This is a genomic window from Rhodovibrio sodomensis (assembly GCF_016583645.1).
Classification (GTDB): domain Bacteria; phylum Pseudomonadota; class Alphaproteobacteria; order Kiloniellales; family Rhodovibrionaceae; genus Rhodovibrio; species Rhodovibrio sodomensis.
Map to the genome: position 1 here is coordinate 21,355 of NZ_NRRL01000015.1, position 21,061 is coordinate 42,415.

Annotated in this window: 28 protein-coding genes; 12 read left to right on the plus strand and 16 right to left on the minus strand. The window is 70.5% G+C overall.

Features of this window, described 5'->3' with window-relative positions; translation table 11 throughout:
* Window positions 1–152: 152 nt before the first annotated feature.
* Window positions 153–1,136 (plus strand): ABC transporter substrate-binding protein, encoded by a 984-nt coding sequence (locus tag CKO28_RS08235; protein WP_200340158.1) that lies wholly within the window; start codon window positions 153–155, stop codon window positions 1,134–1,136.
* Between the two features lie 204 nt (window positions 1,137–1,340).
* On the opposite strand, the gene CKO28_RS08240 is transcribed toward CKO28_RS08235, so the two are convergent.
* Complete coding sequence (locus CKO28_RS08240; RefSeq protein WP_200340159.1) at window positions 1,341–1,544, minus strand: cold-shock protein; 204 nt, start codon at window positions 1,542–1,544, stop codon at window positions 1,341–1,343.
* Between the two features lie 848 nt (window positions 1,545–2,392).
* Between CKO28_RS08240 and CKO28_RS08245 the strand changes: the two genes are divergently transcribed.
* Both CKO28_RS08245 and CKO28_RS08250 read left to right on the plus strand, forming a co-directional pair.
* The gene (locus tag CKO28_RS08245) at window positions 2,393–2,713 is read left to right on the plus strand and encodes an ACT-like domain-containing protein (RefSeq protein WP_200340160.1); all 321 of its coding nucleotides are present in this window, start codon (window positions 2,393–2,395) and stop codon (window positions 2,711–2,713) included.
* Complete coding sequence (locus CKO28_RS08250; protein ID WP_200340161.1) at window positions 2,710–3,564, plus strand: DUF4743 domain-containing protein; 855 nt, start codon at window positions 2,710–2,712, stop codon at window positions 3,562–3,564. The genes CKO28_RS08245 and CKO28_RS08250 overlap by 4 nt, the downstream gene beginning before the upstream one ends.
* Before the next feature lie 108 nt (window positions 3,565–3,672).
* Here CKO28_RS08250 and CKO28_RS08255 read toward each other — a convergent pair whose 3' ends face one another.
* The 3 genes from CKO28_RS08255 to CKO28_RS08265 form a co-directional block, all read right to left on the minus strand.
* A complete protein-coding gene (locus CKO28_RS08255) occupies window positions 3,673–3,816 on the minus strand; it encodes a hypothetical protein (protein WP_200340162.1) in 144 nt (47 codons plus the stop codon).
* A 218-nt stretch (window positions 3,817–4,034) separates the two neighbouring features.
* A complete protein-coding gene (locus CKO28_RS08260; protein ID WP_200340163.1) occupies window positions 4,035–4,430 on the minus strand; it encodes a response regulator in 396 nt (131 codons plus the stop codon).
* A gap of 212 nt (window positions 4,431–4,642) precedes the next feature.
* The gene (locus CKO28_RS08265; protein WP_242480433.1) at window positions 4,643–5,491 is read right to left on the minus strand and encodes a DUF3426 domain-containing protein; all 849 of its coding nucleotides are present in this window, start codon (window positions 5,489–5,491) and stop codon (window positions 4,643–4,645) included.
* A gap of 282 nt (window positions 5,492–5,773) precedes the next feature.
* Here CKO28_RS08265 and ftsE point away from each other — a divergent pair, with 282 nt between their 5' ends.
* The 6 genes from ftsE (at window position 5,774) to CKO28_RS28365 (ending at window position 11,604) form a co-directional block, all read left to right on the plus strand.
* Window positions 5,774–6,469 (plus strand): cell division ATP-binding protein FtsE, encoded by a 696-nt coding sequence (gene ftsE / locus CKO28_RS08270; protein ID WP_200340165.1) that lies wholly within the window; start codon window positions 5,774–5,776, stop codon window positions 6,467–6,469.
* A gap of 76 nt (window positions 6,470–6,545) precedes the next feature.
* A complete protein-coding gene (locus CKO28_RS08275; protein WP_242480426.1) occupies window positions 6,546–7,448 on the plus strand; it encodes a cell division protein FtsX in 903 nt (300 codons plus the stop codon).
* Between the two features lie 70 nt (window positions 7,449–7,518).
* Window positions 7,519–8,214, plus strand: a complete 696-nt coding sequence (locus tag CKO28_RS08280; protein WP_200340166.1) for a YdcF family protein — start codon at window positions 7,519–7,521, stop codon at window positions 8,212–8,214.
* 78 nt (window positions 8,215–8,292) lie between these two features.
* Window positions 8,293–9,060 carry a lysophospholipid acyltransferase family protein gene (locus CKO28_RS08285; RefSeq protein ID WP_200340167.1) on the plus strand — a complete coding sequence of 256 codons (768 nt, stop codon included), beginning with the start codon at window positions 8,293–8,295 and terminating at the stop codon, window positions 9,058–9,060.
* Between the two features lie 271 nt (window positions 9,061–9,331).
* On the plus strand, window positions 9,332–11,137 hold the full coding sequence (locus CKO28_RS08290; RefSeq protein WP_242480427.1) for an adenosylcobalamin-dependent ribonucleoside-diphosphate reductase: 1,806 nt from the start codon (window positions 9,332–9,334) through the stop codon (window positions 11,135–11,137).
* Window positions 11,110–11,604, plus strand: a complete 495-nt coding sequence (locus CKO28_RS28365; RefSeq protein WP_242480428.1) for a TSCPD domain-containing protein — start codon at window positions 11,110–11,112, stop codon at window positions 11,602–11,604. Before CKO28_RS08290 ends, CKO28_RS28365 begins: the two co-directional genes overlap by 28 nt.
* 128 nt (window positions 11,605–11,732) lie before the next feature.
* On the opposite strand, the gene CKO28_RS08295 is transcribed toward CKO28_RS28365, so the two are convergent.
* From CKO28_RS08295 to gloB, 4 genes are all read right to left on the minus strand, one after another.
* On the minus strand, window positions 11,733–12,449 hold the full coding sequence (locus CKO28_RS08295) for an HAD-IA family hydrolase (RefSeq protein WP_200340168.1): 717 nt from the start codon (window positions 12,447–12,449) through the stop codon (window positions 11,733–11,735).
* Between the two features lie 9 nt (window positions 12,450–12,458).
* On the minus strand, window positions 12,459–12,953 hold the full coding sequence (locus tag CKO28_RS08300) for a cupin domain-containing protein (protein WP_437127618.1): 495 nt from the start codon (window positions 12,951–12,953) through the stop codon (window positions 12,459–12,461).
* Window positions 12,950–13,564, minus strand: a complete 615-nt coding sequence (locus CKO28_RS08305) for a glutathione S-transferase N-terminal domain-containing protein (RefSeq protein ID WP_242480429.1) — start codon at window positions 13,562–13,564, stop codon at window positions 12,950–12,952. The genes CKO28_RS08300 and CKO28_RS08305 overlap by 4 nt, the downstream gene beginning before the upstream one ends.
* Before the next feature lie 292 nt (window positions 13,565–13,856).
* Complete coding sequence (gene gloB / locus CKO28_RS08310; RefSeq protein WP_200340169.1) at window positions 13,857–14,627, minus strand: hydroxyacylglutathione hydrolase; 771 nt, start codon at window positions 14,625–14,627, stop codon at window positions 13,857–13,859.
* Window positions 14,628–14,860: 233 nt separating this feature from the next.
* Between gloB and CKO28_RS08315 the strand changes: the two genes are divergently transcribed.
* Window positions 14,861–15,643 (plus strand): class I SAM-dependent methyltransferase, encoded by a 783-nt coding sequence (locus CKO28_RS08315; protein ID WP_200340170.1) that lies wholly within the window; start codon window positions 14,861–14,863, stop codon window positions 15,641–15,643.
* Between the two features lie 61 nt (window positions 15,644–15,704).
* Entirely contained in the window at window positions 15,705–16,193 is a 489-nt protein-coding gene (locus CKO28_RS08320) for a DUF427 domain-containing protein (RefSeq protein ID WP_200340171.1), read from the plus strand.
* A gap of 117 nt (window positions 16,194–16,310) precedes the next feature.
* On the opposite strand, the gene vapC is transcribed toward CKO28_RS08320, so the two are convergent.
* The 5 genes from vapC to CKO28_RS08345 all read right to left on the minus strand — a co-directional run bounded on the left by vapC (window position 16,311) and on the right by CKO28_RS08345 (window position 18,615).
* Window positions 16,311–16,718 (minus strand): type II toxin-antitoxin system VapC family toxin, encoded by a 408-nt coding sequence (gene vapC / locus CKO28_RS08325; RefSeq protein ID WP_200340172.1) that lies wholly within the window; start codon window positions 16,716–16,718, stop codon window positions 16,311–16,313.
* Window positions 16,715–16,918, minus strand: coding sequence for a type II toxin-antitoxin system VapB family antitoxin (locus CKO28_RS08330; protein WP_200340173.1), 204 nt, complete (start codon window positions 16,916–16,918; stop codon window positions 16,715–16,717). The genes vapC and CKO28_RS08330 overlap by 4 nt, the downstream gene beginning before the upstream one ends.
* 57 nt (window positions 16,919–16,975) lie before the next feature.
* Window positions 16,976–17,458, minus strand: coding sequence for a DUF3429 domain-containing protein (locus tag CKO28_RS08335; protein ID WP_200340174.1), 483 nt, complete (start codon window positions 17,456–17,458; stop codon window positions 16,976–16,978).
* A gap of 194 nt (window positions 17,459–17,652) precedes the next feature.
* Window positions 17,653–18,063: a YkvA family protein gene (locus CKO28_RS08340; RefSeq protein WP_200340175.1), complete on the minus strand. Its 411-nt coding sequence runs from the start codon at window positions 18,061–18,063 to the stop codon at window positions 17,653–17,655.
* A gap of 99 nt (window positions 18,064–18,162) precedes the next feature.
* Complete coding sequence (locus CKO28_RS08345) at window positions 18,163–18,615, minus strand: 4a-hydroxytetrahydrobiopterin dehydratase (RefSeq protein WP_338050081.1); 453 nt, start codon at window positions 18,613–18,615, stop codon at window positions 18,163–18,165.
* On the opposite strand from CKO28_RS08345, the gene CKO28_RS08350 reads away from it, so the two are divergent.
* Window positions 18,593–19,051 (plus strand): metallopeptidase family protein, encoded by a 459-nt coding sequence (locus tag CKO28_RS08350; RefSeq protein ID WP_437127619.1) that lies wholly within the window; start codon window positions 18,593–18,595, stop codon window positions 19,049–19,051. The two genes, CKO28_RS08345 and CKO28_RS08350, sit on opposite strands and share 23 nt — an antisense overlap.
* A gap of 19 nt (window positions 19,052–19,070) precedes the next feature.
* Here CKO28_RS08350 and CKO28_RS08355 read toward each other — a convergent pair whose 3' ends face one another.
* The 3 genes from CKO28_RS08355 to CKO28_RS08365 form a co-directional block, all read right to left on the minus strand.
* Window positions 19,071–19,517: a copper chaperone PCu(A)C domain-containing protein gene (locus CKO28_RS08355; protein ID WP_200340177.1), complete on the minus strand. Its 447-nt coding sequence runs from the start codon at window positions 19,515–19,517 to the stop codon at window positions 19,071–19,073.
* A 200-nt stretch (window positions 19,518–19,717) separates the two neighbouring features.
* Window positions 19,718–20,302, minus strand: a complete 585-nt coding sequence (locus CKO28_RS08360) for a uracil-DNA glycosylase family protein (protein WP_200340178.1) — start codon at window positions 20,300–20,302, stop codon at window positions 19,718–19,720.
* An 8-nt stretch (window positions 20,303–20,310) separates the two neighbouring features.
* On the minus strand, window positions 20,311–21,051 hold the full coding sequence (locus CKO28_RS08365; RefSeq protein WP_200340179.1) for an NAD-dependent deacylase: 741 nt from the start codon (window positions 21,049–21,051) through the stop codon (window positions 20,311–20,313).
* Between the last annotated feature and the right edge of the window lie 10 nt (window positions 21,052–21,061).

The window sequence follows — 21,061 nt, forward strand, 5'->3', positions numbered from 1 at the left end:
GGGCGCCGGGCGGCGGCCGTCAGCCCAGCCGTATCCCCCGCACGTCGGCGTTGCGCCACACGTCTGATCCCGGATCTTCCGTCCCATAACCGGCCGCCGCCGGGGTCCCCGCGCGGGACGCTGCGCGGCGCGCCCGAACGGAGGTCCGAGCCATGCCAAATCTTTTCAACGCGGGCCGCGGCCTTGCCGCGGCGCTGCTGCTCGCCGTCCTCGCCCTGCCCGCCCGCGCAGCCGAGCGGGACCAGCTCACCCTGGTGCTCGACTGGTTCCTGAATCCCGATCACGCGCCCATCGTGATCGCCCAGGAGCGCGGCTATTTCGCCGATAACGGCCTTAAGGTCAGCTGGCAGGAGCCCGCCGATCCGAACAACCCGCCCAAGCTGGTCGCCGCCGGTAAGGCGGACCTGGCCGTCTCCTACCAGCCGAACCTGCACCTGCAGGTCGACCAGGGGCTGCCGCTGGTGCGCGTCGGCACGCTGGTGGCGACCCCGCTCAACACCGTGATCGCGCTGGAGGACGGGCCGATCGACGAGCTGGCCGACCTGAAAGGCAAGACGGTCGGCTACTCGGTCGGCGGCTTCGAGGAGACCATGCTTAAGGTGATGCTGCGCGAGGCGGGCGTCGATCCAAGCACGGTCGAACTGGTCAACGTCAACTTCGCGCTGTCGCAGTCGCTTCTGAGCGGCCGGGTCGACGCGATCGTCGGCGGCTTCCGCAACTTCGAGGTCAACCAGCTCAAGCTGAACGGCGCCCAGGCCCAGGTGTTCTACCCCGAAGCGCACGGCGTGCCGGCCTACGACGAACTGATCTTCATCGCCCACCGCGAGCAGATGGACCGGGACAAGCTGCGCCGCTTCCTGGACGCGGTCGAGCGGGGCACCCAGTATCTGGTGAACCACCCGCAAAAAAGCTGGGAGATCTTCCGCGACGGCCGGCCGGACGTGCAGAACGCGCTCAATAAACGGGCGTTCCCCGACACGATCCCGCGCTTCGCCTTGCGCCCGGCCGCGCTCGGCAGCGCGCGCTACCAGCGCTTCGCCGCGTTCCTGCAGGCGCACGGCATGATCGAGACGGTGCCGCCGGTCGACCAGTACGCGGTCGAGCTGCCGGCCGCCGTGGGGACGGCGAGGCAGTAGTCGCCGGTCACCAAGCCTGGCACACGGAAAAAGCGCCCGCCGGAAGCCGGCGGGCGCTTTTGGCGACGGCGTTCGGCCAGAACAAAAGCGACGCGAGCCGAAGCCGGCCTGCATCGTGCATTTTGCTCTAACTTCCTGACCAGAGGGCAAGCTTCAACTGAAAGGTGGGTCCACCTTGCAAGATCTTGCCCGGGAAAGCCGCGCTTACGCCTCCTTCAGGTTGCCGGCGGCGGTCTTGCCGCGCTCGGTCACCAGCTCGAAGGAGACCTTCTGGCCCTCGCGCAGGCCGTCCAGGCCGGCTGCCTGCACCGCGGTGATGTGGACGAACACATCCTTGCCGCCGTCGTCCGGCTGGATGAAGCCGTAGCCCTTGGTGGTGTTGAAGAACTTCACAGTTCCGGTCGCCATGATGCTTTCCTATCTCTCATATCTAACGTCGGCGCGCCCGGTGTTTGCGGTATCCGGAGGCACCGTTTGCGCGGCGTCGGCCTTCATGGGTCTCCGGAACTCCGGACGGGCGGTACGGAACCGACCGGCAGGCACGCTACGACACGTCAGGCGGACGAGTCCGGTGATACGCCTCTCTCCGGCCTCAGGCCAGCGATAATTTCGTGAAGCTGCGATCGACAGCAACAACCGGCACGGTCCGCGCGCCTGCACGGCGGTCTTGCCCTGGCGGCTCCCGAGGGCCTCGCGGCTTGTGGACCGTTAACGATGCCAGTCGCGCGGGCGGCCGGCGACCGCGCCACACCGGCGGCGACGCCTACCGCTCCCGCCACTTCGCCGTCCGGTGTTAAACCATTGAATAGCAGTCAGAATTCCGCCCGAGCGCTGGGCCCCGACCGGGCATCGTCCGGCACCGACCTTATCCCAAGAAACACCCACAAATTCGGGGGACAACCCTGGGGATAAATCCTGTGATGCGAAGGTACGGGCGCGAGTCCGCGTCCTGCCTATTATGTCATCAAAGCGTCATTGGAAGGGCCGCTCGCAACCGCCGCCCTTCCGCGGCCCGACCGCCTCGCCCAGCGGCTCCGCCAGCGGCGCTCCGGGCGGCGCTCCGGGCGGCTGTTAGGGCGGCTTGACCGTCGCGCGGCGGCTTCTTATCGTCTTGCCCACTATGTGGACGGACCGCCCGCAAGCTTCGGCCATTCGGATTACCGTCCCGGTGCCCGCCGGGGCGCCGGGAGACCGTCGTTGCTCCCCCGAGCAGCGCGACCGCACGTCCGAATGGCCAGCTTTGCAGGGACCGAGAGATGTCCGTCGACCAACTCGCTAAGACTTTCACCACAACCGACCCCGACACGCCCGATGCCAGCACGACCGACCGCGTGGTCTGCTATTCGATCCGCGCGGACGCGGACGCCGGCCTGATGCCGCGCGTGCTGCACCTGCTGGCCAAGCGCGATCTGGTCGCCGAGCGCCTGCACGCCGACCGGGTCGGCGCGGACGGCGAGGACCTGTCGATCGACCTGCAGGTCGCGGGGCTCGACGCGCACACGGGCGGCTTCATCGCCGCCTGCCTGCGCCAGATCGTGGGCGTGCAGACGGTGCTGATGTCCGAGAAGGCGCCGTGAGCTTGCTCGACCGGATCGCGGTCCTGCACGACTGGAACCCGAACGCCTACCGCCCGTTCCGGATCGACGGCGTGCAGGTCGGCCGGATCACCGACACCGGCGCCGGCCTGCTGGCCGGCTTTCCGGACGTGTTCCGGATCACGGCGGCGGCGGTCGACCTGCACCCCGGCCTGGGCGATCTGGACACCCGGTCGGCGGCGGTGCACGACGTGATCGTCCAACTGGCCGAGCGCGGCGACGTGCGCCAGCCGCGCGGCGAGACCTACGGCATCTCCGAGGGCTGGAACGCACCGACCCGCCTACGCCTGGACCGCGGGCTGGTGCCGCTGTTCGGGGTCAAGTCGTACGGCGTGCACGTCAACGGCTTCGTGCGCGGACCCGACGGGCTGAAGATGTGGATCGGCCGCCGCGCCCCCGACAAGCGGGTCGCGCCCGGCAAGCTGGACCACATGGTGGCCGGCGGCCTGGCGCACGGCTACGCGGTCGACGAAACGGTGGTCAAGGAAGCCGCCGAGGAGGCGGACGTGCCCGAGGCGCTGGCCCGCCGGGCCAAGCCCGTGGGCGCGCTGACCTACGTCACCGAGCTCGAGCAGGGCCTGCGCGACGACACGCTGTTCCTGTTCGACCTGGAACTGCCGGCCGACTTCGCGCCGCGGAACACCGACGGCGAGCTGACCGGCTTCGCGCTGTGGACGCTCGACGACGTGATGGCCCGGGTGCGCGAGACCGACGACTTCAAGTTCAACGTCGCGCCCGTCCTGATCGACTTCTTTCTGCGCCACGGCCTGCTCGACCCGGACCGCGAGCCCGACTACCTGTCGATCGTCCGCCGCCTGCACGCCGGGCCGTAAGCCCGGCTCGGCGCCGGATCGTCCGGCCGCGCCCAGGGGCCCGAGCGGGGCGGGACCCGACCTGGGCGAAATCGCGGACCGTCGGGCCGACCTTGCGGCGATCTTGCCCTAAATCACCAGGTGCGTGCCGACCCAGGACACGAGCGCCAGCCCGCCGATCCCGGCCAGCAGGGCGGCGACCACCGACGGCCACGGCAGCGCGGGCGGCTGGGCCGGCGCGGAGTTCTTGGGCTTTGCGGCGGTGGCGTGCATCTCTCTGGACCTTGGTCTCGGGCACGGCGCCGGCGGCGCGGCGGCTTCCGGTCGGGGGACCGATAGGCTTGCAGGCGTCTGTATGACGCACGCACCGGCTTAACGCGGGTGACGGCCGTCACACCGCGCGCGGCCTGACCCGATCAAATCGCCGATTTGCCGCAGAATGAGGGCGCAGCCGCGACACCTAGCGGGCCGACCCTGCCGACCCCCCGGCCTTATCCCGAATCCCTCAGTCCGGCGGAGGCGGGCGGGCCCTTCATCACCTCTTCGGCGGTCTTGCAGATCGCTTTCAGGGTGAACGGCTTGGTGATCACCTCGCAGATCAGCTCGTCGAGGTTGTGCGCCCGCTGGCGTTCGGCGGAATAGCCGGTCATCAACAAGACCGGCAGGTCCGGCACGTCGCGCGCCACCTTGAGCGCGAGCGCGATTCCGTCCAGCCCGGGCATGACGATGTCGGTGATCAACAGGTCGTAGCGCGCCCCGGCGTCGAGCAGCTCGAGTGCTTCCAGCCCGTCCTCCACCTGCTCCACCGTGTGGCCGCGATGCTCCAGCGCGCGCACCACGAAGGTCCGCACGGCCTCGTCATCCTCGGCTACCAGGATCCGTGCCATCGCCGCCACTGTCCTCCACGCCGCACGCATCCGCGGCGCGGGTCCTTCTTGTCCCCGCCGGCCGCGCCGGCAGGGCCGGTGCCGCCCGTCCAAACGCCATAGAGCGCCAGCCGGATTAACTTCCCCTTAACGCCTACGCCGTAGCCGCGCAGACGATCCACCCTATAACACTACGGGCGTGCACGGACAGAGGTTCACGCCGGGGTAAGAGGTTACCGGTCGCCCGGCGCGGCGAACGACAGGGCGAACTCGCGCGCGGTTTCCGGCGGGTTCTCCCGCCGGGTCTCGAACGCGGTCGACTCGCCGGGGCCGAGCCGGCGCGTCTGCGCCTCGACCTGCCAGCGGGCCACCTCGTCGCCGGCGGCGTCGAACAGCGCAACCTCCAGCACCGGCAGCTCGCGGGGGCTTCCGGTGGTGTTGACGACCCGCCCCTCGATCACCAGCAGGCTGCGCCCATCGATCAAACGGCGGGTACGGGTGACGTCGCGCAGCTCCAGGCCCGCCCCCAGGGCCGGCACCTCGACCCCGGCGAGGCGGTAGATCTGCGCGGCCTGCGGCACCTGGGCCACGACCTGCTCGCGGAACGCCCAGCCGCCGGCGACCACGCCCGCGATCGTCAACACCAGCAGCAGCCAGCCCAGCACCAGGCCGCCGCGGGCGCCGCGGGTTTCGATCTCCGGCGCGGGGTCGTAGGGGCGAAAACGGCTTGCGCGCAGGGTCGTCTCGAATTCACCGACGCCGCTGTCGCGCAGGTCCGCCCGGCCGTCGTCCGGCGACGCGTGGGTGCGCAGCACCCGCTCGTTGCCCGGCTCCGGCCCCTCGCCCGTGGCCGGCGGCGGGCCGCCGGCGTTCTCCGTCCGATCTCGCTGCCCAGGGGTGGGCTGCCCGGGCGCCGGCTGCGGACGCTGGGCCCCGGCTCCGGCGGCGGCGTCCTGGCCGTCCTCGGGCGTGGCGTGCCAGGTGTGCTTGCACTTCGAGCAGCGCACCGAGCGGCCGCGCGCGCCCAGTTTGCCCGCGTCGAGTCGAAAGCTGGCGCCGCAGGAGGGGCAGGCGAGGATCATCGTGGACAACAGCTGCGATTCCTTGGAGATGGTCCGTTATAGGCGCGAGACGCCGGGATGCGCAAGCGAGCGGGCTCGGGTCGGGGCGGCCTAGGGTCGCGGGCGTCTCGAACCCCCGAGCGCAGGCTCGCTCCGGGACCGTGAACAGGCGGCTAACGCGCGGCCGCACCAGCCGGCCGGGGGGTACGCGCGCGGCGCGGGCGCTTTACGCCGGTTCGCGCCGTCGTGCATGCTCGCGCGCGAGGTGCCAGGGGGTTGCGCAGCCGCGTCGAGGAGAGCGGGTTGGTCCGGTTCGACCAGGTCAGTTTCAACTACGGGCCGAACGCGCCCGTGCTGCGGGACGTGACCTTTCACCTGCCGCCCGGGTCGTTCCACTTCGTGCTCGGCGCGTCGGGCGCGGGCAAGTCGTCGCTGCTGCAGCTGATGTACCTGTGGCAAAAGCCGACCAGCGGGCGGATCAGCCTGTTCGGCCGCGACGTCGCCCAGCTGACCCGGGCCGACAAGGCGCTGATGCGCCGGCGGATCGGCGTGGTGTTCCAGGACTTCCGCCTGCTCGACCACCTGAGCGCGCGCGAGAACGTGGCCCTGCCGCTGCGGGTCGCCGGGCGCTATACCAGCGGCCTGGACGAGCACGTGCGCGAGCTGCTCGCCTGGGTCGGCCTGGGCGACTACCTGGACGCGCTGCCGCCGACCCTGTCGGGCGGGCAGCAGCAGCGCGTGGCGATCGCACGCGCGGTGATCGCGCGGCCCAGCCTGCTGCTCGCCGACGAGCCGACCGGCAACGTCGACGACCGGATCGCGCTGCGCCTGCTCTACCTGTTCGAGGAACTCAACAAGATGGGCACCACGGTGGTGATCGCGACCCACAACGAGAACCTGATCGAGCGCTTGGGCCATCCCACCATCCGTCTGACGGGCGGCGATTCCCGCCACCCGGCGATCGCCCACCCGCCGGTGCTGCCGGCGGCGGACGCGTGACCCCGCCCCGTGCCAGCGCCCGGCCGCCCCGCCGAACGCCTGCCCGCCATCCGACACCAACCGCCGGTCCGACCCCTTGATCCTCGCCCGCCAACGCGACGTCCCGCTGGACAAGGACGCCAGCGCGCGCTTCCTGCCCTGGCTGATCGCCTTCATGGTGTATCTGGCGACCCTGGCGCTGGCCGCGGCGATCGCGGTCTCCAACGTCGCCCAGGCCTGGGACAGCGGTCTGGCCGGCAAGCTGACCGTGCAGGTCCCGCCGTCGCCCCCCCCATCGGCCGGGGACAGCGGCCGCGGTCAGACCGCGCGGGTCGACGCCGTCCTCGACGCACTGCGCGAGACGCCGGGCGTGCGCAGCGCGGAGCAGCTGAGCCAGCAGGAAATGGCCCGGCTGCTCGAACCCTGGCTGGGCGCGGCCGCGGGCAGCGCCGACTTGCCCTTGCCAGCCCTGATCGCGGTCGAGGTTGTGCCGGCGCGTGCGCCCGAGCTCGCCAGCCTGCAGCGCCGGCTGGATCGGGCCGCCGCCGGCACCCGGGTCGACGACCACCAGCGCACCCTGGGCCGGCTGCTGGAGGTGGCGCGCACGCTGCAGTTGCTGGCCGTGCTGGTGGTCGCGCTGGTCGGCGCCGCGGCGGTGGTGACGGTGGTCTTCGTCACCCGCACCGGCCTGTCGATCCATCGCAACGTGATCGAACTGTTGCACCTGATCGGCGCGCAGGACGCCTACGTCGCCCGGCAGTTCCAGCGCCACGCCCTGCGCCTGGGCCTGACCGGCGGGCTGATCGGGCTGGCCCTGGGCGCGGCCACGCTGTGGGCGCTCGCCCGCTGGGTCGGGCAGGAAGCCGGCGCGGTGGTGCCCGAGCTGACGCTGAGCCAGCCGCAGTGGCTGAGCCTGCTCGCGGTCCCGCTGGCGGCGACCCTGGTCGCCATGCTGACCGCGCGGATCACGGTGCTGCGCACGCTGGCTAGACTCAGTTAAGGGATCGGTGGGTTAGACTGGGTGGACCAGCAGGGAATTCGCGAGTCGCTGACGGATAGACGCTAAGGCCATGGCGGGCACGTTGAACGACAGGCAGCCGGACGACGAGCCGGCCCCGGACCGGGCCGGCGCGAAACGCGCCCGCTGGGGCCGCGGTCGACGGCTGCTGCTGACCGGAGGTCTGCTCGCGGGCTTGCTGCTGATCGCCCTGGCCGCCGGCTTCTTCCACTTTGCCGCCAGCCTCCCCGACAAGGTCGCCGAGCCGGCGCGCCGAACCGACGCGATCGTCGTGCTGACCGGGGGCAGCGGGCGGGTCAGCACCGGCCTGCGCCTGCTCGAGCGGCGCCGGGCCGACAAGCTGTTCGTCTCCGGCGTCTACAAGGGGGTGGACGTCAGCGAACTGCTGCGGGTCTCGCAACAGGCGCCGGGCTGGCTGACCTGCTGCGTCACCCTCGGCTACGAGGCGGAGACGACCTACGGCAACGCGATCGAGACCGCTGCCTGGGTGCAGCGCAACGGGTTCGGCTCGGTCCGGCTGGTCACGGCCGCCTACCACATGCCGCGCAGCCTGCTGGAATTCCGCCGGCGGATGCCCGAGGTGACGATCGTCCCGCACCCGGTGTTCCCGGACCACGTCAAGCAGGACGAGTGGTGGCGCTGGCCCGGCAGCGCGCACCTGCTGCTGGGCGAATACGGCAAATACCTGGTCGCCCGGGTGCGCGCCCTGGTGACCGGGCCCTTGCAGGCCGCCGGCGTCAGCGGCTAGGTGGGGCGGCTATCGACTGTCGCCCCTCCCCGCTCCGAACTCCCCGATCCGACCTCCCCGATTCGCCGGACCCGCTCGATGATCTTCCTGCGCTCGCTGGCGTTCAACGTCGCCTTCTGGATCTGGACGGTCGCGATCCACGTCCCCGGCCTGGTGCTGCTGATCCCGGGCGTGCCGCGGCTGTGGATCATCGCGGCCGGGCGCGTCTGGATCGCCGGGGTGATGGTCCTGCTGCGCGTCGCAGCCGGGATCGACTACGAGATCCGCGGCCGGGAAAACCTGCCGGACGGGCCGTGTCTGGTCGCGTCCAAGCACCAGTCGGCCTGGGATACGCTGATCTTCAACCTGATCCTGGCCGACCCGTCGTTCGTGCTGAAGCGGGAGCTGCTGTTCGTCCCGTTCTTCGGCTGGTACCTGAAGCGCTACGGCATCGTCGCGATCGACCGGTCCGGCGGATCCAAGGCGCTGCGCCGGATGGTCGACGACAGCAAGCGGGTGACCGCGACCGGGCGCAAGCTGATCATCTTCCCCGAAGGCACCCGGGTCGCGCCGGGTGAGAGCAGGCCGTACCACCCGGGCGTGGCCGCGCTGTACCGCGAGCTGCGGCTGCCGGTGGTGCCGGTCGCGCTGACCAGCGGCCGGCACTGGGGCCGCCGGTCGTTCCGCAAGGTGCCCGGCACGATCCGCCTGGAATTCCTGCCGCCGATCCCGCCAGGGATGGACCGCAAGGCGTTCATGCGCCGCCTGGGCGACGACTTGGAGCGTGCCAGCGAGCGGCTGCGCACGCACGAGGACCAGGCCGCACAGCCGCCGCGCGGCGGCCATCGGGTCCCCGCCGGCCGCTGACCGGCGCCGTCGGCCGGGTCACCTGCCGACCAGCTTTTCCCATGGCCGCGTCGGCGCGCCTGTGGACAACTTTGTGGAATCCGCGAAAGAGTCCGTGGACTCAGCGCCTTGAACGGCGCTCTTGAAACGCGCCCGGACGTGAACGTTTAAAGAACACAACTTGACTCCCCCGTGCGGGCGGGTAACTCTCCCCGGGCCGGCGAAAAACCGCGCGAAACGGCGCTTTTGCCGCGAATGCCACCGATCCCCCGCGGGCGTGGAGACGAGCTGGATGGTCGATCTGGCGCCGATTTCCCAGCGCATTTGGGACATGAAGTACCGCCTGAAGCGGGCCGACGGCACGCCTGTGGACAACTCGGTGGACGACACCTGGGCCCGGGTCGCCGGCGCGCTCGCCGCCGCCGAGCCGCCCGACCGGCAGGCCGCCTGGGCCGATACGTTCCACCGGGCGATGCAGGATTTCCGGGTGATGCCGGCCGGCCGGATCGTCGCCGGCGCGGGCGCCGACCGGGACGTCACGCTGTTCAACTGCTTCGTCATGGGCACGGTGCCGGACACCATGGACGGCATCTTCAGCCATCTGCGCGAAGCCGCGCTGACGATGCAGCAGGGCGGCGGCATCGGCTACGACTTCTCCACCCTGCGCCCGCGCGGGGCGCCGGTGCGCGGCGTCGGCTCGGACGCCAGCGGGCCGGTGTCGTTCATGGACGTCTGGGATTCGATGTGCCGGACGATCATGTCCGCGGGCTCGCGGCGCGGGGCGATGATGGGCTGCCTGCGCTGCGACCATCCGGACATCGAGGAGTTCGTCGACGCCAAGCAGGACGCCAGCCGGCTGCGCATGTTCAACGTCTCGGTGCTGGCGAGCGACGCCTTCATGCAGGCGGTGCGCGAGGACGCCGACTGGCCGCTGGCGTTCGGCGGGCGGACCTACCGCACGATCAAGGCGCGCCGGCTGTGGGACCGGATCATGCGCGCCACCTACGACGCCGCCGAGCCGGGCGTGATCTTCATCGACCGGATCAACCAGAAAAACAACCTGTGGTACGCGGAAGAGATCGCGGCCACGAACCCGTGCGGCGAACAGCCGTTGCCGCCCTATGGGGCCTGTCTGCTGGGCTCGATCAACCTGGCGCGGCTGGTGGACAAGCCGTTCACGGATGAGGCGCGGCTGGACACGGACGCCCTGGCGGAGCTGACGCGCACCGCCGTGTGCATGCTCGACAACGCGATCGACGTCTCCCGCTTCCCGCTCGACGCGCAGCGGCGGGAGGCCGCCGACAAGCGCCGGATCGGCCTGGGCGTGACCGGCCTGGCGGACGCCTTGGCCATGGTCGGCCTGACCTACGGCGCGCAGGACGCGGTGGCTGCGACCGAGGGCTGGATGGCGACCCTGCAGCGCCACGCCTACCTCGCCTCCGCCGACCTCGCGCGGGAGAAGGGCGCGTTCCCGCTGTTCGACCCCGAGCAATACCTGGCGGGCGAGACGATCCGCGGCCTGGACCCCGACGTCCGCCGGGCGATCGCGGACAAGGGGATGCGCAACGCCCTGGTCACCTCGGTCGCGCCAACCGGCACGATCTCGCTGTTCGCCGACAACGTCTCCAGCGGGCTGGAGCCGATCTTCTCGTTCGAATACACCCGCAACGTCCTGGAGCCGGACGGCAGCCGGACGCGGGAGACGGTGCAGGACTACGCCGTGCGGCTGTACCGCCGGATGCACGGGGAGGACGCCGAGCTGCCGCCCAGCTTGGTCGACGCGCAGACCCTGTCGCCGTCGGCCCACCTGGTGATGCAGGCGGCCGTGCAGAAGTACGTCGACAGCTCGGTCTCCAAGACCATCAACCTGCCCGAAGAGATCTCCTTCGAGGCGTTCAAGGATGTCTACCTGCAGGCCTACGACATGGGCTGCAAGGGCTGCACCACCTACCGCCCCAACCCGGTGACCGGCGCGGTGCTGGAGACCGGCGACAGCCCGCCCGCGGAAGCCGACGGGCGCGATGCCCGCGATGCCGACGGCGCGCCCGCCCCCGCCGCTGCCGGCCGGAGGTGCTGCCCGGACGCACCTACAAGCTGAAGTGGCCGGAGAGCGACCACGCCCTCTACATCACCGTCAACGACGTGGTGCAGGACGGCCGCCGGCGCCCGTTCGAGATCTTCATCAACTCCAAGAACATGGAGCACTACGCCTGGACGGTCGCGCTGACCCGGATGATCTCCGCGGTGTTCCGGCGCGGCGGCGACGTGTCGTTCGTGGTCGACGAGCTCAAGGCGGTGTTCGACCCGCGCGGCGGCGCCTGGATGGGCGGCAGCTACAAGCCCTCGCTCCTGGCGGCGATCGGCGAGGTGATCGAACAGCACATGATCGACATCGGCTTCCTGCCGGACCGCCAGAACATCGCCGGCGAGAAGGCGCGGGAAGCCCTGCGCCAGGCCGTCGGCGCCGCGCCGCCCCGGCAGTGCCAGCGCTGCGGCCAGGCCGCGGTGGTGCAGCAGGAAGGCTGCGACATCTGCACCGCCTGCGGCCACTCCCGCTGCGCGTAGAGCGCGCGGCTTGCCGCCGCGCCCGGCGCCGACCTGGGGTCGATCGGAAGTCCGGGCGCGACGGCGAGACGCCCGACCAGCAGGCCGGTCGCCGGCATCGCGGCGGTCGGTCATGGACGATCGGCGGCCTACACGCCCGCGGCGTCGGCCAGCGCCGACAGGCTGGGATAGGTCGCGTCGACCTGCGGGCGGTCGGGCACCTCGGGCGTGGCGCCCCACGCGCCGCCTTGGGCAAGCCCCTGCCGGTCGATCCAGCAGCTGGTCATGCCCAGGCGCTTGGCCGGCACGTGGTCGTGATGGTGCGACTGCGCGACATGCAGGATGGCGTCGAAGCCGATGCCGATCTCGTTCAGCCAGGTCAGCGCCATCTCGAACGGGGCGTGGTCGGGCTTGTAGGCGCCGGCGTCCTCGGCCGTGACCTGCAGGTCGAAGTTCACGCCCAGCTTCGCCTGCGACATCACGAACGACGCGCGGTCGACGTTGGAAATCACGCCCAGGCGGTAGCGCGTCTGCAGGCGCCGCAAAGCCTCGGGCGCGTCGTCGAAGGCGGGCCAGTGCTGCACCGATTCGCCGAACGCGTAGGCGTCGGCGCGCGCCGGCCTGACCCCGAAGTCGCGCGCGATGTCCTCGAACACCAGTTCGAGCACTTCGGGATACCGGGTCTCCGGGTTGTCCTGCTGGCGCGTCGTCTCGTGCCGGGCGAAAGCCGCCAGCAGGGCGTCGCGGTCGCCGGCGACCCCGTTGCGCTCCGCCCAGGGCTGAAGCGTGTCGGCGATCCCGGTCTCCCAGTCGATCAGCGTGCCGTAGACGTCGAACGTCAGTGCCTGGTAAGCGCTCAGGTCCATCGCCGGGTCTTAGCTCCCCAAACCGTTCTTGTGCGGCGGCCCCTGCCCCGGCTGCCAGTCCGGCGGCGCCAGGTCGAAGCCATCGAAGCTGAACCCCGGCGCGACCGTGCAGCCGACCAGCGACCAGCCGCCGACCGGCGCGGCGGACTGCCAGGCGCCGGCCGGGACCACGCCCTGCGGCCGCTGCCCGTTCGCCAGATCGCGGCCCAGGGTGATCCGCTCGACCGCGATCCCGTCGACCGAGACCGCGAGGGTCATCGGCGCGCCGGCGTAGTGGTGCCAGACCTCGCTCGCATCGACCGCGTGCCAGTGCGAGCGCTCGCCCTGCTTCAGCAGGTAGTAGATCGCGGTCGAGCGCGGCCGGCCCTCGCGGTCGGCGTGATGGTCGCGGAAGGTCTCGCAGAACGCCCCGCCCTCGCGGTGCTTGTCCATCCCGAGCAGGTCGATCACCTGCTCGGCCGACAGGCCGTCCAGCGTCCGGTCCGGGTTCATCGCGGCGGTCACCCCTTCGGCACCGTTTCCTGCATCGATCGCCGGTCGGCGAAGGCGGCGTACCACTGCGCCAGATCCGGCCGGCTGGCGCGCCAGTCCTCGGCCTGGAACCGGAAGTCGAGATAGCCCAGCGCGCAGGCCGCCGCGATCGCGGCGATGTCCGGCGGGTCGCCCGCCAGCCGGTCGACGTCGAGCGCCAGCGCGTCGAGCGCGCGCTCGATCTTGGCCTTCTGCCGGGCGTCCCAGTCGGCCCAATAGAGCTCCTTGGGCCGGCGCACGTTCTCGATCAGCCGGGTCACCGCGGCGTCCAGGATCCCGTCGGCCAGCGCGTGCGTGCGCTCGGCCCACCAGCCCCGGTCGCCGTCGTGCGGGAACAGCGGCGCGTGGCCGTGCAGCGTGTCGAGGTAGCGGACGATCACCGGGCTGTCGAACAGCACGGTACCGTCGGCAAGCTTGAGCGCCGGCACCTTGCCGAGCGGATTGTCGCCCGGCAGGTCGTCGGCCGGATCCCACGGGTTGGTCGCCTGGAAGGTCAGCCGGTCGGCCAGCCCGCGCTCCGCGGCGGCGACCACCACCTTGCGCACGTAGGGCGAGGTGGGCGAATGGCGCAGGGTCAGGGACATGGGGCGGTCCTCGGGGTCTGAAGCGTTTTGCGGTCCGGGTCCAAGCCTGCGCGCGGGCAAGGCGGTAAAGCAAGCGGGCATCGCGCCCAACTTATCCCCTCTCCTCCACTGGGAGGAGAGGGCGAGGGAGAGGAGGTTGCGCGCGCCCGTGCGGCTCCCGCGGCGTCATAGCGGCGCCCGACCAAGTCGGCCCGCCGTGCAAACCACCTCACCCTGTCCCTCGCCCCCCAGTGGCGGAGAGGGGACCCACCGAGGCGCCCTGCGAACTCGCGAACGGCGGAAACCCCCGCCCTCAGTACCCGTTGCGCTTCTCGCGCACGGCGGCGAACACGTCGACCGGGTCGGCGCCGGCCATGCCGAGCGCCTGCGCGAGCGCGGGGTCGTCGGCGCGCAGGAAGGGGCTGCAGCGCTTTTCCTCGCCCAGGTCGGCGGGGATGGTCGGCTTGCCGGCGCCGCGCAGTTCCTCGACCCGCTGCCTGTAGGCCCGCAGGTCCTGGTTGTCGGGCTCGATGTCGGTGGCGCAGCGGACGTTGGTCATGGTGTACTCGTGGCCGCAGTAGACCTGCACGCTGTCGGGCAGGCGGCGCAGCTTCTGCAGGCTGTCCCACATCTGCTTGGCGTCGCCCTCGAACAGCCGGCCGCAGCCGAGCGCGAACAGCGTGTCCCCGGAGAACAGCACGTCCGCATCCTTGAACCAGAACGAGATGTGGCCGCGGGTGTGGCCGGGGGTGAAGAACACCTCCGCCGTCGCGTTGCCGAGCGAATAGGTATCGCCCTCGCTGAGCGCGATGTCGAGGCCGGGGATCCGCGCCTGGTCGTAGCTGGGACCGACGATCGGCGCGCCGGTCGCGTCCTTGACCGCCTTGTTGCCGCCGGTGTGGTCGCCGTGGTGGTGGGTGTTCAGGATGTGCGTGATCGTCCAGCCCTTGGCCTTGGCGGCGTCCAGCACGGGCTTCGCCTCCGCCGGGTCGATCACGGCGGTCTCGCCGCTCTCGGGCTCGTGGGCGAGGTAGATGTAGTTGTCGCTTAGCGCCGGGATCAGCTCGACCTCGAGCTTGGCCATGACGTCCCCTCCCTTGGGCTTCGAACGGGTGCCGCGGTCGCGGCCGCGTCTGGAAGGTAGTGTTTCGCCCGGACCAGCGAAAGGTGCCCCGGCCCGATCCGCGCGCGCCGCGACCTGCGCGCCCCAACTGCACGGCCGCACTTGCACGGCCGCACCCGTTCACCACTGGCAAGCGCGCCCGACTTGTCATACATAGGGGACTGATCGAGCCGGCGGGGACCTCAAGGCGGGCGATGTTCCAGGACGTGACCGAACTGCAGCGGTTCTACGGGGATCGGCTGGGCCGGGTGGTCCGGCACACGATCCAGCGGGAACTGCGCCAGGTGTGGCCCGACGTGCGCCGGCAGCGCGTGCTCGGCCTGGGCTACTGCACGCCCTACCTGCACCCCTTCCGGGACGAGGCGGAGCGTGTGCTGGCGTTCATGCCCGCCCAGCAGGGCGTGCTGCACTGGCCCGGCCGGGACGCCAACGCGACCACCCTGGTCGACGAGGGCAACCTGCCGCTCAGCGCCTATTCGATCGACCGCGTGCTGCTGGTCCACTCGCTGGAGCACACCGAGCAGCTGCGCCCGCTGCTCTCGGAGATCTGGCGGGTGATGATGGGCGACGCGCGGCTGCTGATCGTGGTGCCCAACCGGCGCAGCCTGTGGTCGCGCCTGGAGCGCACGCCGCTCGGCCACGGCCACCCGTTCAGCCACGGCCAGCTGACCCGCCTGTTGAAGGATCAGAGCTTCGAGCCGCGGCAGGCCCGCCACGCCCTGTTCGTGCCGCCGACCTATTCGCGCAGCCTGCTGGGGGCCGCCCCGGCGTTCGAGCGGATCGGCAAGCGCTGGCTGCCGCAGCTGTCCGGCCTGGTGATGCTGGAGGCGACCAAGCAGGTCTACGCCACCACCCGCCCGCTGGAGACGGAGAAGGTCCGGCGCCCGAAGATCGCACCCGCCCCGGTCGCCACGCCCGCCGGCGTGCGCTGGCGCAGCGACGACGGCTACGACGTCGCGGTCCGAGGGCGCCCTTGACCGCGGGCCCCTGCACCCAAGCTTCTGTTGCGTCGAACCAACGGCCTGGAGGCTTCCCGGCATGAAGCGCGTCGAGCCCGGTCCGGGCCAGGAAAGCGTCTGGGACTACCCGCGCCCGCCGCGCCTGGAGCGCTCGGCCGCGCGGGTGACGGTCGCGTTCGCCGGTCAGACGATCGCCGACAGCACCAAGACCTACCGCGTGCTGGAGACCAGCCACCCGCCGGTGTTCTGCATTCCCGAAGAGCACGTGCGCACCGACCTGCTGGTCGCGGTGCGCGGGCGCACGATGTGCGAGTTCAAGGGTCAGGCGAAATACTTCGACGTCGCGGTCGGCGACCGGCGGGCGGAGCGCGCGGTCTGGACCTACCCCGACCCGACGCTGGCATTCGCCGACATCCAGGACTGCTTTTCCTTCTATCCCAGCAAGATGGACGCCTGCTTCGTCGACGGCGAGCGGGTGCAGCCGCAGGACGGCGACTTCTACGGCGGCTGGATCACCAGCGCCATCGTCGGCCCATTCAAGGGCGGGCCCGGCACCTGGGGGTGGTAGGGCAAGATGCTGAAAGGTGGAAACACCTTCCAGCTGACTCTTACCCTCTCTTCAAGCAGTTAAAGCAAAATTCACGAGCAAGGTCGACCAGGCCTTCATCGATTTTGCTCTAGTCGCTCAGCTTGCGGGCACCGGCACCTCGATCAGGCCCGGCTCGTGCCGGGCGATCGCCGTGAAGTCGCGATTTTGGTGCAACAGTGGGACTTGGTTGACGATGCACCAAGTGGCGATCCACAGGTCGACCGTCTTGCGGATGGTCACGCCGGCAGATCGAAGCCGGCGGTAGAGCGCCGCCGCTTCGACGGCGTTCGCATGACCAACGAAAGACAGGATATGACATTTTTCCAGGAACTGTTGCACATCGCGTGCCGAGCGCTCGTCCTTAAGACCGCGGAGCACCTCCGTCATGACGAGGTCGCCGACCACGATCCCCTCCGACCTCAATAAGCTCTTGAGAACACGTACGTAGGGTCCACCGGCACCGTTGAGGAAGTTGATCCAGACCGACGTGTCGACCGTGATCACTCCTCGCTCCGATCGGTGCGCATGTCATCCAGATCACCGATCCATCGGTATCGGCCTTCCATCTGCAGGATCTCAGCCTGCCGGCGGATCTGAACCAACAGCCGCAAGGCTTCCTGGACGGTTTCGCGCTTGGTCTTCGCCCCGCTCAGCGCCTGGGCTTCGGCCATCAGCTCGTCGTCGATCTCGATGTTGGTCCGCATCACGGCCTCGGATGTGTATCAATTCCCTCCACCATACACATCCGCGGGCACGCCGGTCTACAGCCCCTGCGCGAGGCGGAGCAGGCTGGCGCCCAGGCAGATGATCGCGACCATGGTGAGCGGCCGGCGCAGGCGCGGGTACCAGGCCGGCGTGATCCCCACCCGCGTGGTCTTGGCGTCGACGAAGAAGGTCGCCAGGAAGCAGAGCATCTGCATGATCACGCCGATCACCGGCACGGTGATCAGCGACAGCCAGGCGACCAGCGACGGCGCCACGGAATAGCCCAGCCGCGCCCAGCCGCAGGCGGCAGCGACGTCGCCGCGGGTGCCCTGGCCGGCCAGCGCCAGGCCCCAGTGCGCGGCGCCCAGGAAGCTGATGATGGCGGCGCCGTAGAACAGCTGGATCTCGAGCGCGCGGCCGTCCCAGCCGGCGGGCGCGACCCAGACGGCGATCGCGGTCACGACCAAGGGAATCAGGCCGGTTCCGCCGTAAACGGCGACCGGGAGCGGCACAGGGTTGGCGTCGGCGTGCTGGCTCATCGCCTCTTGATCTTGCTCTTGGTCGTGCGCTGGGCGCGGCGCGCCCGCCCTCGGCGCGCCGGTGGCGGGACGGTCAGGCGCCGGTCAGAGCAAGATGCTGAAAGGCGAAGCCACCTTTCAGCATCTTGCTCTCTCTTCAAGCAGTTAGAGCAAAATTCACGATCAAGGTCGACGCGACCGTCATCGATGTTGCTCTAGCCGGCGTCTTGGTCTTCGACGCGCAGCTGGGCGAGCGCGGCGTGCGCCTGCTTTCGGTGGGCGTCGGTGACGTAGTCGGCGACCTTGCGGTAGGCATAGGTCAGGATCGCCGCGTCGTCGACGAAGCCGAAGGCGGTCAGGATGTCCGGCACCAGATCGGTGGGCAGGATGAAATAGGCGAGCGCGCCGAACAGCACCGCCTTGACCTGGGCCGGCGTTTCGGGGTCGCGCGCGCAGTAGTACGCCGCCACCGCGTCCTCCAGGAACGGGACGCGGCCCAGCACGCGGCGCGCCTTGGACCAGAAGTTGTTCAGGACCTTGTCGCGGTCCCGCTCCAGCTTCTCCGGGTCGTAGCGCGTGACCTGGCGCGCGGTCGTCTCGTAGTCGCGGTCGTCGCGATCGCTCATGCCCGATATATGCGCCGGGGGCGTCGCGCCCGCAACCGGCGCGGCCATTGGATCTCCGCCGGAAAACCGGGCGCGGCTTGCAGTCGCGCGCGCGAGGCGCTACTCCTGGAACGCCTTGGCAAAGCGGTCGGCCTTCTCGGCGAGCTGGATATCGCGCTCGCTGGTGCCGCCCACGTCGTGGCTGGACAGCGTGATGTCGACGCGGTTGTAAACGTTGAACCACTCGGGGTGGTGGTCCATCTTCTCCGCCGCCAGCGCGACCCGCTGCATGAAGCCGAACGCCGCGTTGAAGGACTTGAACTGGAAGGTCTTCTGGATGGCGTCGCGATCCGCGGCGACGGTCCAGCCGTCCAGCTTCTGAACCGCCTGATCGCGCTCCGCCTCGCTCATCTTGCCGGCCATGGGCTGCGTCTCCCTGAACTTGGTTGAACCCTGCCCATAGCTGGCCGCCGCAGCGCACCGGGTCAACCGCACGCGCGATCCGGGGGCCGACGCGCCGACCGCCCCCGGGCGCCGAACGGCCGGCCGGATGCAACCGCACGCAAACGACACGACCGAGACGATGGCCCACTTCCACGACGTCGACCGCTACACCACACCGCCCGAGATCAGCGACATCGAGGCGATGGCGCGCGAGGCGATGGCGACCATCCCGCAGCAGATGCGCAACATGCTGAACAACGTCAGCGTACAGGTGGAAGATTTTCCCGAGGACGAGGTCGTCGAGGAAATGGGCCTGGAATCGCCGTTCGACCTGTTGGGCCTGTACCGCGGCGTCAGCCTGCTGGAAAAGTCGACCGGCGACAGCGCCACCCTGCCCGACACGGTGCACCTGTTCCGCCGGCCGATCCTGGACTACTGGGCGGAAAGCGGCGAGGACCTGCGCGAGGTGGTGGCGCACGTGATCATCCACGAAATCGGCCACCACTTCGGCTTTTCCGACGAGGAAATGGAGCGGATCGAGGAAGGCCGCCCGCCGCGCGGGTGACGGCCCGGCGGTCCGCCGCTCAGTGCCCCGGGCTCGCTTCGACGTAGATCTCGAGTTCGACCGAGCCGCCGGGCTCGAAGGTCACGGTGAGCGGGAACTTGTCGCCGGCCTCAAGGTCCCGGTTCAAACCGTCCAGCCACAGATGCAGGCGCCATTCGGCGAGCGACACCGGCTGGCCGGGGGCGAGCCTCAGGCTGCTGTAGAAGGTCGCCTCACCGTCGTCGGTCTCGCGCAGGCGCACGCGCTGGGCGATCGGGGTGCTGGCGGAAACCAGGCTGACCGCCTCGTCCCGGTCGTTCAGGATCGGCATGTAGACGGCCGTGCCGTCGCCCTTAGCCGGCGGCGCCCAGGCGTGGCCGATCTTGACCCCGGCGACCTCCGCGGAGTGCGCACCGGCCGTGAGCGGCGCGAGCGCGGCCGCGAGCAGGGCGAGGCAAGCGATCAGACGGCGGCGAACGTAGGTCACGGCAAACTCCTCGAATGGGTCGGCGCGTTGGCTCGGCGCGGCGGCGCGTTCCCTCTCCTCCGGCGGGCGGAGAGGGCCAGGGTGAGGTGGTTTGCAGAACGCCGAAGCGCGTCAACGCTGTGCAGACCTACCCCACCCTGACCCTCCCCTTCGAGCGAAGCGGAGGGAACCCGCCGCGAGGCCGTGCCAACTCGCGCGCCTCACAGCAGGGCGTGGACGCGCGCGCGCAGGTCGGGCAGCAGGTCGGTTTCGAACCAGGGGGTCTGGTTCAGCCAGGCGGTGTTGCGCCAGCTGGGATGCGGTAGCGGCAGGTAGCCCGGCAGGTAGTCCCGATAGGCCGTGACCGTCTCCCGCAGGGTGCGCCGGCGCCTGCCACCCAGATAGTATGTCTGCGCGTAGGAGCCGACCAGCAAGGTCAACTCGACGTTCGCCAGCGCGGCCAACAGCCGCGGGTGCCAGATCGGCGCGCACTCCGGCCGGGGCGGCTTGTCGCCGCCGCGCGCGTCGCGGCCGGGGTAGCAGAAGCCCATCGGGACGATCGCGATCCGGTCGGGATCGTAAAAGGTGTCCGGGTCGACGGCGAGCCACTGGCGCAGCCGGTCGCCGGAGGCATCGTTCCACGGCACGCCGCTGTGGTGCACCTTGGTGCCGGGCGCCTGCCCAACGATCAGCAGACGCGCGCCCGCGCCCGCGCGCAGCACCGGGTTCGCGCCCAGCGGCAGCTCGGGCTCGCAATGCCGGCAGGCACGGGCTTCCGCCAGCACCCGGTCGAGCGAATCCGCCACGATGGCCGTCAGAGCTCGATGCGGCCGGCCAGCAGGTCGTCGACGAACGCAGGGACGACCTCGCTCGCCGGGCCGTGGCGGCTCTCGTGGAACAGCACGCTGCCGTCGGACGGCTCCAGGTTCAGTTCCACCGTGCGCGCGCGGCCGCCGCGCAGCACTTCCTGCACGAAGCCGGCGGCCGGGTAGACGCTGCCCGATGTGCCGACCGAGATGAACAGCCCGCAGCGCTGCAGCGCGTCGAAGATCCGCTCCATCTGGAACGGCATCTCGCCGAACCAGACCACGTGCGGGCGCAGCGTGCCGGTGTCGCAGTGCGGGCAGCCGGTGGCGGGCGCCAGGTCGTCGTCCCAGGCGACCACGGCCGCGCAGTCGGTGCAGCGCGCCTTGCGCAGCTCGCCGTGCATGTGGATCAGGTTGTCCTGGCCGGCGCGTTCGTGCAGGTCGTCGATGTTCTGGGTCACCACCAGCACCTCGCCGGGCCACTCCCGGGCCAGCCGGGCGAGCGCTGTGTGGCCGGCGTTCGGCTCCGGCCGGTCCTGGGTCAGCTGGCGCCGGCGGTCGTTGTAGAACTGCTGGACGCGTTCCGGGTTGGCCTGGAACGCTTCCGGCGTGGCGACCTCCTCGATCGACACCTTTTCCCAGATGCCGCCCTTGTCACGGAAAGTATCCAGGCCGGATTCCTTGGAGATCCCCGCCCCGGTCAGGACGACGATCGGGCCGTTTGCGCCTGTGCCGTGTGCTTCCGACATGGCCCCTCGG